The sequence below is a fragment of the Nonomuraea sp. NEAU-A123 genome (assembly GCF_018603905.1).
Taxonomy (GTDB): Bacteria; Actinomycetota; Actinomycetes; order Streptosporangiales; family Streptosporangiaceae; genus Nonomuraea.
Genome location: NZ_JAHFZZ010000014.1, coordinates 210,703 through 223,822 on the forward strand (window position 1 = coordinate 210,703; position 13,120 = coordinate 223,822).

Annotated in this window: 13 protein-coding genes; 10 read left to right on the forward strand and 3 right to left on the reverse strand. The window is 68.1% G+C overall.

The window, feature by feature from the left end; translation table 11 throughout:
* The first annotated feature begins 380 nt into the window (after positions 1–380).
* From KLK06_RS37340 to KLK06_RS37360, 5 genes are all read left to right on the forward strand, one after another.
* The gene (locus KLK06_RS37340; protein WP_214640353.1) at positions 381–3,458 is read left to right on the forward strand and encodes a BTAD domain-containing putative transcriptional regulator; all 3,078 of its coding nucleotides are present in this window, start codon (positions 381–383) and stop codon (positions 3,456–3,458) included.
* A gap of 112 nt (positions 3,459–3,570) precedes the next feature.
* The gene (locus KLK06_RS37345) at positions 3,571–4,038 is read left to right on the forward strand and encodes a hypothetical protein (protein WP_214640354.1); all 468 of its coding nucleotides are present in this window, start codon (positions 3,571–3,573) and stop codon (positions 4,036–4,038) included.
* A gap of 109 nt (positions 4,039–4,147) precedes the next feature.
* Positions 4,148–5,569 (forward strand): phosphatidylinositol-specific phospholipase C domain-containing protein, encoded by a 1,422-nt coding sequence (locus tag KLK06_RS37350; protein ID WP_214640355.1) that lies wholly within the window; start codon positions 4,148–4,150, stop codon positions 5,567–5,569.
* A gap of 59 nt (positions 5,570–5,628) precedes the next feature.
* Entirely contained in the window at positions 5,629–6,528 is a 900-nt protein-coding gene (locus KLK06_RS37355; protein WP_214640356.1) for a CHRD domain-containing protein, read from the forward strand.
* Positions 6,529–6,671: 143 nt separating this feature from the next.
* Positions 6,672–6,896 (forward strand): hypothetical protein, encoded by a 225-nt coding sequence (locus KLK06_RS37360; protein ID WP_214640357.1) that lies wholly within the window; start codon positions 6,672–6,674, stop codon positions 6,894–6,896.
* Between the two features lie 52 nt (positions 6,897–6,948).
* Here the strand turns inward: KLK06_RS37360 and KLK06_RS37365 are convergent, their stop codons facing one another.
* Both KLK06_RS37365 and KLK06_RS37370 read right to left on the reverse strand, forming a co-directional pair.
* Entirely contained in the window at positions 6,949–7,365 is a 417-nt protein-coding gene (locus KLK06_RS37365) for a hypothetical protein (RefSeq protein ID WP_308168619.1), read from the reverse strand.
* 464 nt (positions 7,366–7,829) lie between these two features.
* Entirely contained in the window at positions 7,830–8,561 is a 732-nt protein-coding gene (locus KLK06_RS37370; protein ID WP_214640358.1) for a hypothetical protein, read from the reverse strand.
* Between the two features lie 179 nt (positions 8,562–8,740).
* Between KLK06_RS37370 and KLK06_RS37375 the strand changes: the two genes are divergently transcribed.
* From KLK06_RS37375 to KLK06_RS37395, 5 genes are all read left to right on the forward strand, one after another.
* The gene (locus tag KLK06_RS37375) at positions 8,741–9,061 is read left to right on the forward strand and encodes a GYD domain-containing protein (protein ID WP_214640359.1); all 321 of its coding nucleotides are present in this window, start codon (positions 8,741–8,743) and stop codon (positions 9,059–9,061) included.
* A gap of 98 nt (positions 9,062–9,159) precedes the next feature.
* Complete coding sequence (locus KLK06_RS37380) at positions 9,160–10,086, forward strand: SPFH domain-containing protein (RefSeq protein WP_214640360.1); 927 nt, start codon at positions 9,160–9,162, stop codon at positions 10,084–10,086.
* 68 nt (positions 10,087–10,154) lie between these two features.
* Positions 10,155–11,021 carry a hypothetical protein gene (locus KLK06_RS37385; protein ID WP_214640361.1) on the forward strand — a complete coding sequence of 289 codons (867 nt, stop codon included), beginning with the start codon at positions 10,155–10,157 and terminating at the stop codon, positions 11,019–11,021.
* Positions 11,022–11,220: 199 nt separating this feature from the next.
* The gene (locus KLK06_RS37390) at positions 11,221–12,051 is read left to right on the forward strand and encodes an SAM-dependent methyltransferase (RefSeq protein WP_308168620.1); all 831 of its coding nucleotides are present in this window, start codon (positions 11,221–11,223) and stop codon (positions 12,049–12,051) included.
* Positions 12,052–12,242: 191 nt separating this feature from the next.
* A complete protein-coding gene (locus tag KLK06_RS37395) occupies positions 12,243–12,791 on the forward strand; it encodes a dihydrofolate reductase family protein (protein WP_214640363.1) in 549 nt (182 codons plus the stop codon).
* On the opposite strand, the gene KLK06_RS37400 is transcribed toward KLK06_RS37395, so the two are convergent.
* Positions 12,788–13,114, reverse strand: coding sequence for a ZPR1-type zinc finger protein (locus KLK06_RS37400; protein WP_214640364.1), 327 nt, complete (start codon positions 13,112–13,114; stop codon positions 12,788–12,790). The two genes, KLK06_RS37395 and KLK06_RS37400, sit on opposite strands and share 4 nt — an antisense overlap.
* Positions 13,115–13,120: the final 6 nt, after the last annotated feature.

The window sequence follows — 13,120 nt, forward strand, 5'->3', positions numbered from 1 at the left end:
TATTATCCTTGTGCATCTGCGCAGGTAGCCCTGCCTTTGTGGTGAAATTGTAGTCGTTATATGGCCGCTTGGTGCATAATTATTCGCCCGCTCTCGCAACTGTGCGGACGGTAATGCTGAAAGGCGTTTTGCGCGGGCAAGGCGAAGCGGCCGAAGCATGCTTCCGCACCGCGCCGGCGCCATCGAAGACGCGTTTCCGGGTCGCATTGTGGCGCCCCTGATCGATCGGCTCCCCGCTCGCCGCGTCGGCGTGCGCAGGCCGGCCCGTTCGTCGTGCGCCCCGTCGCAGCCGGCTCACACCCTCGACTGAGGGCCTCGCCTGATCAACAATGACCCCAGGAGCCATCGATCGACCCACTGATCACAGGAGGGAGCGCGATTTGGCGGCAGTATTCTTCGGCATCTTGGGGCCGGTATGCGTTCGCCTGGGCGGTCAGCAATCCGTCGAGCTGAGCGGCAAGCAGAGCGTGGTCCTGGCCAGCCTGCTGCTCAATGTCAACGCCACGGTGTCCAGGGACCGGCTGATCGCCGCGCTGTGGGAGAACGCCCCCCACTCCGCGGTCTCCAACCTCCAGACGTACGTCGCCCAGCTGCGAAAGGTGCTGCCGGCGGGCACCCGTCTCCTCACCAAAGGATCCGGCTACCTGCTGCAAGCCAGTGCGGAGGAGGTCGATCTGCTCATCTTCGACCAGGAGGTGCGCCTGGCTCGGCTGGCGGCCGAGCGGGGCGAGGCCGGGGCCGCGGCTGAGCGGTTCGAGCGGGCGCTGGCGCTGTGGCGCGGCCAGCCCGCCGAGGGCACTCCCTTGGGGGGCGACCTGCTCGCCCGCGTCGCCGAGGTGGAGGAGCGTCGTACGGAGACGCTGCTTGACTACGCGGAGGTGAAACTCGTCCTCGGCGCCCACAAAGGGATCATCGACGATCTCCGCCGCCTGCTGGCTGAGCAGCCCTTACGGGAGAAGGCCTGGTATCTGCTCATGCTGGCACACGCACGCGCGGGTCAGCGGGACAAGGCGCTCGACACCTACCGCCGCGCCCGCGACGTGCTCGTGGAAGAGCTCGGCGTCGAACCGAGCAAGGATTTGCAGGACCTGCAGTCCATGATCCTCGGCGGCGGCCTGCCGCCCATCGCGCCCGAACCGCGGGTGAGGGGCATCTGCCAGCTACCTCCGGACATCGCCGACTTCGTCGGCAGGCAAGGGGAGCTGGCCTCGGCGATCGAGGCGCTCGGCCCGGCCCGCCAACGGGCGACGACCCCCGAGCCGGCGGGGGCCGAGCCCGCGCGGATCCCGCCGACGCAGACGGTGCCCCTCTGCGTCATCTCCGGCCAAGGGGGCGTGGGAAAAACCGCCCTGGCCATCCACATCGCCCACCACGTCCGGCACGACTTTCCCGACGGGCAGCTCTACATGAACCTGCGCGGCGGGGAGAACCGCCCCACAGATCCGGAGGAGGCGCTGGGCCGGTTCCTCCGCGCGCTCGAGGTCGACAGCGCCACCGTCCCTTCGGGGCTGGACCAGCGGGCGGAGCTGTACCGCGCCAAGCTGGCGAACGGCCGCTACCTGGTGGTGCTGGACGACGCGGCGGACGAGGGCCAGCTCTACCCGCTGCTGCCGGGCACGCCCGGGTGCGCGGTCCTCATCACCAGCAGGCACCGGCTGACGGGGCTGCCCGCCGCACGCATGATCGATCTGCCGATGATGCCGTCCGGCGAGGCGCTCGAACTCCTGCGGCACCTCATCGGCGCCGATCGGGCCGCCGAAGCGTCCGGCGACGCCGACACGCTCGTCCAGTTGTGCGGTGGCCTGCCCCTTGCCGTACGTATCGCCGGAGCCAAGCTCGCCGCCCGGCCGCATTGGGGCTTGGACCAGTTGGTCACCAGGCTGAGCGACACCCGCAACCGCCTGCGCCAGCTCTCCCACGGCTCCCAGGCGGTGCGGGCCAGCCTCGCCGTGGGCTACCAGGGCCTGACCTCTCCGGCGCGGCGGCTGTTTCGCCTGCTCGGGCTGGTGGAAGCGCAGGACTTCGCCGCGTGGTCGGCCGCCGCCCTGCTCGACATGCCGTACGCCGAGGCCGAGGAGCTGATCGAGCAACTGGTCGACGTCCGCCTCCTCGACGTCGCGGGTCATGACCCGTCCGGGCAGGCGCGGTTCCGCTTCCACGACCTGACGCGGGCGTACGCGCGAGAATGCGCTGAGACCGAGGAGTCTGAGAACGAACGGATCGCCGCGATACGACGCGCCCTGAGCGCCTGGCTCGCCCTGACCCGCCAGGCGCACGCCCGGCTGTGCGGCGGCGACTACCGCCTGCCGTACGGCCGCAGCCCGCTCTGGTCGCCTGACCCGGAGATCGTTGAACGCCATGTACGCGACCCGCTCGCCTGGGTGGAAGCCGAGCGGGCGGGCATCGTCACCGCGGTCAGCCAGAGCGCGGCGCTGGAAGCGGACGAACTCTGCTGGGAACTCGCCTCCAGCGCCATGCACCTCTTCGAGACCCGCAGCTTCTACGACGAATGGCGCGCGACGCATGAGACGGCCCTGCTCTGCGCCCGGAGTTCGGGCAACGTACGAGGGCAGGCGACCATACTCAACGGCCTGGCGGGACTGTTCCTCGCCCGCGACGACATGCCGCGCAGCGGCGAGGCGCTGGAGGAGGCCCTCGGGCTGTTCGAGAAGGCCGAGGACCGGCACGGACATGCCCTGGTCCTGGTCAACCTGGCCGAGCTCCATCGCCTCCAAGGCCGCTACGCCCAGGCCCTGGAGTTGTACGAGCAAGCGACGGAAGACGTGGCGCGGGTCGGCGACCACGGTACGGAGATCGCCATCCTGCGGGGCATCGGCCACATCCACTTCAACCAGGGGCGGCACGACCTCGCCGGCCCGTACCTCCGGCGGGCGGTGCGGCTGGCCGACGATATCGGCGACGTCCGTTCACGGGGGTTCGCCAGGATCATTCTCGGCGAGATCGACCTCGCTCGAGGCGATTCCGCCGCCGCGGAGGCCGGGTTCAGCCAGGCGATGGCCTACTTCGACACGCTCGGCTTCCCCAGGGGAACCGCGTACGCGACTCTGGGGCTGGCGTCGGCCAGACTCGCCCAGCACGACCTCGCCGACGCGGAACGTCTCCTGCAGCGGGCCCTGGCCATCTACGAGAACGTCGGAGAGAGCCTGGGCCGGGCCCGCGTGCTGTTCGCCTGGGCCGAGCTCCGGCGCCTGCAGGGCCGATTCGACGAGGCCGTCGCGACGTTGACGGATGTCATCGCGATCTGCCAGGCCATCCCCGCGCCACGCCGCCACGGCCTCGCCCTGCGCGCCCTCGGTGACGTGCACCGCGACGCCGGAGACCGCTCCGCGGCCATGGACGCGTGGCGGAGCTCGCTCGCGGTCCTGGAGGCCACCTCCTCACCGGAGGCCAAAGAGGTGGCCGCCTTGATCAAGCAGCACACCGACGATGTGCTGTGACCCTCGGCGACCGGCTGCCAACCTGCGTAACCACTCGCACTTACCCGGGGCCTCGCGGACGTAGGCTGCAGATCAGCAACCAGTCGTCGGCCCTTGCGAGAGGGAAGCCTGCATGACCGTCACTCCCGCGCACCTGAGCGCCCTGGCGAGCCGCGCCGAGGCGCTCACCGCCGAGGTCCGGGCACTCTGCGACAGCGCCCCGATCGGATCGCCGGAACGCGACCCCCTTGTGGCGGCCGGGCAGGCCGCGAACTGGCTGGCCCGAGGCGCCGAGGACCTGGAGCGCGCGGCCATGGACCTGGCCAGGCTCCAGGCCCAGCCGTGCGGCCTGCCGTGGGGCATCTGCCCCGAGCACGGCAACACCCTCTCCTCCACGGCCGGCGTCTCCGAGTGCCGGGTGTGCCGGCGCACCTGGAACCACGACCGGCGCGGCCGGCCGTGCCAGGAGCCGGTGACGTGGAAGGTGATCGACCGGGCCGGGACGGAGACGAGGATGTGCGACGGGCACGTCCTCGGTGCCCGCGCGGCCGCCGCGGGCGCGACCTTCATCCGCCTCGACGAAGGCGTCACGCAGCCCTGACCAGCAATAACTTGGCATATGCCCAGGTCGGTCCACGCATCGCGGCCCTCTCGGGCCCAAAGTTCGTGATCGTATTGTCGGGGCACAGCCCCGGTGTGAAGATCATAGAATGTCCCGACCAAGAACCGTCCTGCCCGCACTCGCCGTCGCCGCGTCCGCGCTGCTGATCAGTGGAAACGCCGAGGCGGCGGCGGACGCCCCGTTACCCTCGGCGATCTTCCGCGCCACGCACAACAGCTACTCGGGCAACGTCGACGGCGCCAAGAACTCGATCACCTACCAGCTCGACCACGGCATTCGCTTCATCGAACTCGACATCCACGACAACGGTTACGCCACCGCGCACGACTACGCCATTGGCCATGATTCCCCCGGCAACCTGGTCGACCACACCGGAAACCCCGCGTCGAACCTCCTGCGCGACTGGCTCAACGTGATCAACACCTGGTCCGCGCAGCATCCCACCGCCGCACCGATCGTGGTCGCGCTCGACGTCAAGGACGACCTGACCGACAACGCCTCCTTCGCCGCGGGCGAGCCGGCCGCGCTCAACCAGGAGCTCACGTCCGTCTTCGGCTCGCGGCTGCTGCAGGCCAAGGACTACCCGGCGAGCACGCCGACGGTGGACTCGCTGCGCGGCCGGGTGCTCGCGCTGATCTCCGGCAACGGTGAGACCCGCACCCAGTACAAGCGCGACATCGGCTACAACCCGGCCGTCGCGATCAACGGCCGCGGCCAGGTCGTGGAGGTGCACGACTCGGGCTCCGGCACGCTCTGGTACTGGACCGGCACGTACGGCGCCGACGGCCGCGTGACGTGGTTACGCCACGGCAAGTACGACACCGGCGTCACACCGGCCGTCACGCTGAACGACAACGGCGACCTGGTCGAGGTCCACCAGTCCCAGAGCGCGACCACGCTGTGGTACCGCGTCGGCCACCTCGGTGCCGACGGCGAGATCACCTGGTCGGCCAGCCACCAGTACGACAACGGCGTCCTGCCGACGGTCAGGTTCACCGACGCGGCGGGCACCCAGCTCCGCGAGATACACCGCAGCCAGAGCAGCACCCAGAACTGGAATTGGACCGGCGTGCTCAACGCCGGCGCGATGACGGTCACCTGGAGCGGCAACGCCAAGACCTCCGACGCCCGCTACGACAAGACCACCGCGACCAGCGGCACGTCGCGCGTACACGTGTGGACCGGCGCCGACGGCCCGACCTCGGCCCAGACCCTGCGGCTGGACACCGACCAATACACCGGCGACCGCATCCGCTACCCGCAGACCGCCTTCGACGAGTTCCAGCAGGGCGACAGCGCGGAGCTCCAGCAGGGCGCGCTGTTCTACGCGGCGCCAGCCACCGAGTCCTCGTTCATCACCGCGGCACGACAGGCGGGACGGCTCGTGCGCGGCTGGGACTTCGACTCGGCGAGCGACGCCACCACCCCGCCGGCCAACTATCCGGCGACCAACCGGCCGTACGACACGTGGTACCAGAACCTCCTCACCCAATCGGGCGCCATCGACTGATCATTGAACCCCGCGAGGGAGGCAGCCGTACCAGGCCAGAGAGAACTGAAAGGGTCATCATGAACATGCGCACCCTCATTGTCCCCGGCCTGTCCGTCGCCCTCGCACTGGTCACCACCTCACTCAGCCCGATCGCCGCGCAGGCCAGCACCCCCATCTACCTGGCCGCGTCGCTCAAGGGCGCGAACGAAGTGCCTGTCGAAGGGATGAAGGTCGGTGACGTGGACGGCAACGCCCTCGCGGTGTTCCGCATCCATGGCAACCGGGTCGATTACGCCGTCCGGTGGCAGAAGGTGGACGCGCCCAGCGGGTTCCACATCCACAAGGGTAAGAAGGGTGAGAACGGCGACGTCAGGGTCCCGTTCTTCGGCGAGGCGATGCCCGCCGCGCTCCACGCGGTCAAGGGCACGGTCCTGGTCAAGGACCTCGCCCTGCTCGGCCGCATCGTCAACAATCCCGGCAACTGGTACGCCAACCTGCACAACGCCGAGTTCGGCGGCGGCGCGGTACGGGCCCAGCTCTACCGGATCCGCCCGGTGGAGCTGGAGTCGGTGCTGTCGCACGGGTTCGGCACCACGCTCACCGCGCGGGCCAACGGGCGGCAGGAGGTGCCGGCACCCGGCATGAAGGTCGGCGACCACAACGGGTTCGCCGGCTGGCTGGTGCAGCCGGAGGGCAACCGGGTGTGGTTCGCCGCCGCGTGGCAGCAGGTCGGGGCGCCGATCGCCTCGCACATCCACCGCGCGGGGAAGGGTAAGAACGGGCCGGTGGTCGTGCCCTTCTTCGCCGCCGACAAGGGCCTGCCGCCCAGCGTCAACGGCGTCGCCGGGAGCGTGACCACCTCGGCCGCGGTGGCCCACCGCATCTGGAAGAACCCGAAGAACTGGTACGTGAACCTGCACACCGCCGAGTTCCCCGGCGGCGCGGTACGCGGCCAGCTCTACAAGGGCGACTGGTAGGCCACTGGTCCTAAGCGATTCGGCAAGCCAGCCTCATGACCCGGAAAGGGAGCCGGGTCGATCCGGGGCGGATCACGACAAGGCTGAAAACCTCCCTGTGGGGGTTAGCGACCCGCTATCCGATCACCACACGGAGGTGCGCCATGACGATTACCGCCAATCTCGACAAGCTGCTCGACAAGGCATTCGAGCAGTACGCCCTGGACCAGCTTCCTACCGCCCCGGTCAGCGCGCTCGCCGGTGTGAGCGACGCTGACGCCGAGGCGCTGGCCAAGGCGTTCAACATCAAGACCATCGGCGATCTCGGCCGCAACAAGTACCTCCGCGCCGCGGTGGCCATTGTCAACCTGGTCGACGCCAGCAAATAGCGAAGACGCCCCGTCCACCTTCGAGGCGGGCGGGGCGTCTCTCGTATCGCGGTCAGGTCAAGGGGACGTCGATCCTCTTGCTGGACGTCGCCCCGATGACTTCGATGCCCCGGTAGCCGATGATGCCGTCGAGCGGCAGCGACACCGTGTACGGCGAGGTGACCGGCAGTCCGACGCCGCCGGGGAGTCGGCCGGTCACTTCGATGCCCCAGTAGTCCGGCCGGTGGACGTAGCGCAGCGGTACCAGTTCGACCCGCATGTTCAGATAGGGCTTTTCGCCACGGACGACCAGGATGAACGTGTTGGGGATGATCCCGGGTATGACCCGCGCCTCCTCGAAATCGATGAGACGCGTCGACGAAGACCCGGGTGGCTTGGTGAGGGTCTCGGCGGTGGCTGGGGTGGTCAGACAGATGGCGAGCGCGGCCCCCATGGCGGCGGTGGTGAGAATGGCGATGAGACGCTTCACGAAACCTCCTACTACCCTGCGCAACATCTTCGCTACGCATGGTAATCAGAGGGGATGGGGAGCGCCAGCGCCCGAGATCGTGACAAACAGGCAGCGGCCCCCCGGACTACCCAAGCCGGGGGGCCTAAGATGTGCCGCCATGTAAGGCGCCAGCGGCGTTTAAGAGGGCGGATCAGTCCTGACGACGTGCGCTCTGCCATTGAGCCACCGCGGCACGAAGAGCCGCGAGCCGGATTCGAACCGGCATCTCAACAATCACAGTCCATCCTCGGTTGATCTGGCGCCGACGGCGATGCTGAGCTTAGAGCGAGAGTCTGAGTCTGATCGGCTGCCTCTGCCAGTTGGGCTACCGAGGCGCGTACCCCGGGGAGGACTCGAACCTCCACTTGAGCCGTTCGTCAGGTTCAATCTGAGCTTCAGCTTCGCGCTTTCGCGCACCCCGCGCTCAACGGGGAGTCTCTAGGTTAGGCGAACAGGTAACGGAACACCACGCCGCCGACCTCCTGGTCTTCGACGGCGGTCGCGTTGGCCTCTTCACGGGCGTACTTCACCGCGTCCTGAAGCTTCTGCACGCGGGCCAGCAGCTCGTTCACACGGCGGGCCGGCAGTGCGCCGGAGAAGGTGGTCTTCGTCCAGTAGCCGACCACGATGTCCTCGGTGAACACCTGGACCTGCGCCGGATGCTTGTCCGTCGCCTCGGCCAGGACATGGTTGCGCGGCACCTTCTTGGTGCGGGTCGTCTTGACCGGCTCGGTGCGCCACGTCTCGGCGTTGTCGTCGAACGTCCACGTCTCGGCCGAGTCGAGCGTCGGCAGCTTCGCCACGAACGTGTGCAGGTCGACGAGCTGCTTCTCCAGGAACAGCAGGTACGTGACCGGCACCCCCGAGATGAGCGTCCGGCCGTCGACGACCACGTCGGCCTTGGCGACCGCGTTCGTCCAGTCCTTCGTCGCGGTCACGTCGAACAGCCTGGTCAGTGCCGCGACTACGTCGGCGATGACCTGCTCGGTCTTCACCTGTACGCGCGTCGACTCCGGCGGCAGTTGCTCGCCCTCGTCGTCGATCGGCTGGTAGGTACGCGAGAGGCCGGACAGCAGCGGCGCCTTCTGGACGGTGTGGTAGGCGTCGGACACCGCACGCTGCGTGCCGGCCTTTACGCCTTTCTCGACCGCGAGGATCTGGTTGAGCTTGGTCACGTTCATGACCTTAGGTGGTGGAGTGACGTGTCACACCTGATTTTCAGCGGTTTGAGCTTCCAGACGGAAATCAGTACACCGGCTGGGATTGCCGACACCCGAAACCGAGAACGTGGCCCACGAGATCGCATTCATGGCCGTTCGCGTGCGGGCGGCGCCAGGCAAAGGGGAGTCCGACCATGCCCAAATACCTCATTCAGGCGAGCTATTCGGTGGAGGGCATCAAGGGGGTGCTTCGCGATGGGGGCACCGCACGATGCCGGGTGGTGGAGCGCATGCTGGAGAGCGTCGGCGGCCGGGTCGAGCAGATGTACTTCGCCTTCGGCGAGAACGACGTCTACATCATCGCCGACATGCCCAGCAACGCGGCCTCGGCCGCTGTGGGCCTCGCGGTGACGGCGGCCGGAGGAGCACGGACGAAGACGGTCGTCCTGCTGACCCCGGACGAGATCGACGAGGCGGCGCGGCAGAAGGTGGACTACCGAGCCCCCGGCGGATGACGGCGACCACGAAGATGATGCCGCTGACCAGGACTTGACGACTTCCTTACCTGACAGGTGTGTACCCGGATCTAGCCTTGAACTGGAAGGGGCACGCCATGATCATCAATATCGTGCTCGGGCTGATCGTCCTGCTGGCGGTTTGGCTGGCGGTCAGCAGCATCAGGATCGTCAACCAGGTAGAGCGGGGTGTGGTCTTCCGCCTCGGCAAGGTTCAGCAGGAGGTCCGCCAGCCAGGGTTCACCCTCCTCATCCCGGTCGTGGACCGCATGAAGAAGGTGAACGTACAGATCGTCACGATGCCGGTGCCCACGCAGGAGGGCATCACCCGTGACAACGTCTCCGTCCAGGTCGACGCCGTCGCCTACTTCCGGGTCGAGGAGCCGCTGCGGGCGGCCATCGCGGTGCAGGACTACCTGTTCGCGATCGAGCAGGTGGCGCAGACTTCGCTGCGCTCGATCATCGGCAAGAGCGATCTCGACGACCTGCTCTCCAACCGCGAGGAGCTGAACAAGGGCCTCGCGCTGATGATCGACAGCCCCGCACTCGGCTGGGGCATCCACATCGATCGCGTGGAGATCAAGGATGTCCATCTTCCCGAGGGCATGAAGCGATCCATCGCCCGCCAGGCCGAGGCCGAGCGCGAGCGCAGGGCCCGGGTGATCACCGCGGACGGAGAGTTCCAGGCCTCGCGGAAGCTCGCCGACGCGGCGGCCATCATGACCGAGGCCCCCGGCGCGCTTCAACTGCGGCTGCTGCAGACCGTCGTGGAGGTGGCGGCCGAGAAGACCTCCACCCTGGTCATGCCGCTGCCCGTGGAGTTGCTCCGCTTCTTCGAGCGCTCCGCGCCAAGCGCCCCGGCAGCGGGGGCCGTTGGGCAAGCCGCCAGTGCCTCGGCGCCGCAGGCCGAAGAGCGGCCGGCCGTGACGGACTCCGCCACGCCCGAGCTGACCCCGCCAGGGCCTTCGTTCGAACGAGCCGCCGCGGACTCGGCCGCGGAGAATGGCGCCGCGCGTACCGCATAGATCAACGGATTGACCGTACTCCGTTGAACGGAGTACGGTCTCTCGGCATGCTCACAAGATCATGTCAAATGTTCCTCGCCGTGGCCGCACTGGCGCTGATCGGCGGCTGCGGGGGCGCCGCCGGGAGCGCCGCGCCGTCGCCCGACGCGTCGGCGGCCAAGGACAAGAAATACCAGGTCGAAGCGGCCAAGGCCGACTGCATGAAGAAGAAGGGCTTCAAGTACGTCGCGTTCGTACAGGAATGGAAGAAGCTCCCCAAGGACGAGAAGCGGGCCGTCGGCGACTACCAAGCGATGCGGGAATATCGCGAAAAACGTGGGTTCGGGGTCTTCGATCAGTACGTCTACCCCGACGAATCCAACGCCCAGGACGCCGGGCCCGAGAGCAACCCGAACGGGAAGATCCAGTCCTCGCTCAACAGGGCTCAGCTCGGCGCCTACGACAAGGCGCTGGACTCCTGCGCGGCCGCCGCCATCAAACAGGTGCTCGGCTTGACCGTGAAGTCGGACATGGACTACCTCGAGCAGGCGGGCAAGGCCGCCGACCGGGCGATCGAGCGCACGCTGAACTCCGACCCCACGCTGGTGCGGCTGGCCTCCGCCATGGCCACCTGCCTGAAGGGCAAGGGCTACTCTCCCGGCGAAGCCACCCCGAAGGCCATGGTCCAGAACGGCCTCCAGACGTTCCAGGATCTGTGGGACAGGCTCGGGCGCGAGCAGAGGGACGACGTCCCGGATGCCGCGCCTCCGCGCAAGGACGGCGAGCCGTGGACGTACTACAGGCCGACCCTCACCCCTGAGCAGGCCAAGCCGTACCTGCAGAGGGAGATCAAGGCGGCGCTCGACGACCTGGAGTGCGGCAGGGACTTCTACCCGGCCTACCTGCCGAAGGACAAGGCGGTTCAGGAGCAGGTCGGCGAGCAGTACCCCCTGTGACCGCACGCTGTGCGAGGCTCGCCGGGCACGCAGCGTCACTGGGGGTGCACGGTCGGCCGATGCGGGCTGGCCCGCACGTGGCCGCCGGTCGTCCAGCGGCTGGATCGATTCCTCCGTAAATACTGGGCATCTGGCGGATCCTGATCACAGACCTACCGATTACCCATAAGATGCGGTGAAAGGTGAGGAAGGGTGTGGCGTGACCGAGAGTGAGCGACCTCCGGGGAAGATTGATCCGAATGTCCCCACCGTCGCCCGAATGTATGACTATTTCCTGGGCGGTAAGGACAACTTCCCCGCTGACCGCGAGGCCGCCGAGAAGATCGTCAAGCTGGGCAGCCAGGGTGGTGCGAACGTGCGGGAAATGGCCCGGGCGAACCGCGACTTCCTGGTCCGCGCGGTGGAGGCGGCGGCCAGGGCCGGCGTGCGGCAGTTCCTCGACATCGGCACCGGTCTGCCCACCCAGGACAACGTGCACCAGGTCGCGCACCGGATCATCCCCGACGCCAAGGTCGTCTACTCGGACAACGACTCGATCGTGCTGGTCCACGCCCGGGCGCTGCTGGCCGACAACCCCGACACGGTGATCATCGACGGCGACGCGCACGACCCCAAGGGGCTCCTGGCCGCCGCCGCCCAGCACCTCGACTTCAGCCGGCCCGTGGCCGTGCTGGTCGTGGCGCTGTTCCACTACTTCAGCGACGACGACGAGGTGGCCGGCATCGTCCAGGCCCTGCGCGAGCCGCTGGCGCCGGGGAGCCTCCTGATCATCACGCACGCGTACGTGGAGCGGGGCCAGAGCATCCCCGACCGGAGGACCGAGACCGAGGACGTTTACCGGCGGACGACCTCCGGCGCGCTGCACCTGCGGGACTATGACGTGGTGCGCACGTACTTCGACGGGCTGGAGCTGCTCGAACCCGGCCTCGTGCCGGTGCAGGACTGGCGCAACGACGACCCGTTCGTCGTCCCCGGACTGGAGAAGGGCGGCGTCCTGGGCGGCGTCGGCCGCGTCCCCGAGCAGGACTAGGGAAGCTCCTCGCCCGGCTCAGCCGCACTTGCCCCAGGACTTCCAGCGAGCTGTGGCGACGGCGGCATTCGAGAGGATCCGCCGTCAAATGACCGAAATGGTCAAAGGGAGACCTTAAGAGATCCGTAAGTAGGTCCTGCGAGGTTATAGGCGTATCAGAACGGCCCCGCGCCTTACCAAGGAGAAGCATCATGCGAAAGATCGCCGCAAGCCTGTTCATCTCGCTCGACGGGGTTGTAGCGGACCCGGCGGAGTGGCACTTTCCGTACTTCAACGACGAGATGGGGGCCGCCGTGTCGGCGCAGATGACCGACACCCTGCTCCTCGGGCGCAAGACCTATGACAGCTTCGCCGGAGCGTGGCCGGAGCGGGAAGCAGCAGGTGGCGAGGACGCCGGCTTCGCCAAGACGCTCGGCGACGCACGGAAGATCATCGTGTCCCGCCAGCCCCTGGAGTTCACCTGGCGGAACTCCGAACTCCTGCGGGGCGACCTGGTCGAGGCCGTGAGCGCGGTGAAGAAGGAGCCGGGCGGCCCCATCGCCGTGAGCGGCTCGGTCTCGGTGGTCCGCCAGTTGCTGGCAGCGGGCCTGCTGGACGAACTGCACCTGCTGGTGCACCCCATCGCCGTCCGCAAGGGCGAGCGCCTGTTCGACGAGGGGGAGAAGCCGGTCCCGCTGGAGCTGATCAAGTCCGAGACGTTCACGACAGGCGTGCTGTATCTGGTCTACAAGCCTGCCTAGGGGTCGGACATCGCAGGGGGGATGAGCTTGTAGTTGGGGATCGTGGGTTTCAGCCGTTGGTACGCCTGCTCGTCCGCGGCCGCCGCCGCGGCTTCGGGGATCTCGACGCGGCCGAGGTAAGGGCCCTGCAGGCAGTGGTCACACCAGAAGTGGGCGTCACCGATGAGCAGGTGGGGGATCCGGAGCCGGTACACCAGGCGGAGACAGGCTCGCCCGCAGTTCGGGCAACGCCCGGAGATCGGTCCGGGCAGCTCGTCACGAGCCCGCGCATAGGCCTGAAGCCAGCTCTCCCATCGGAGCGCCTCGTCATGAGTGTTCGACAATGGGGC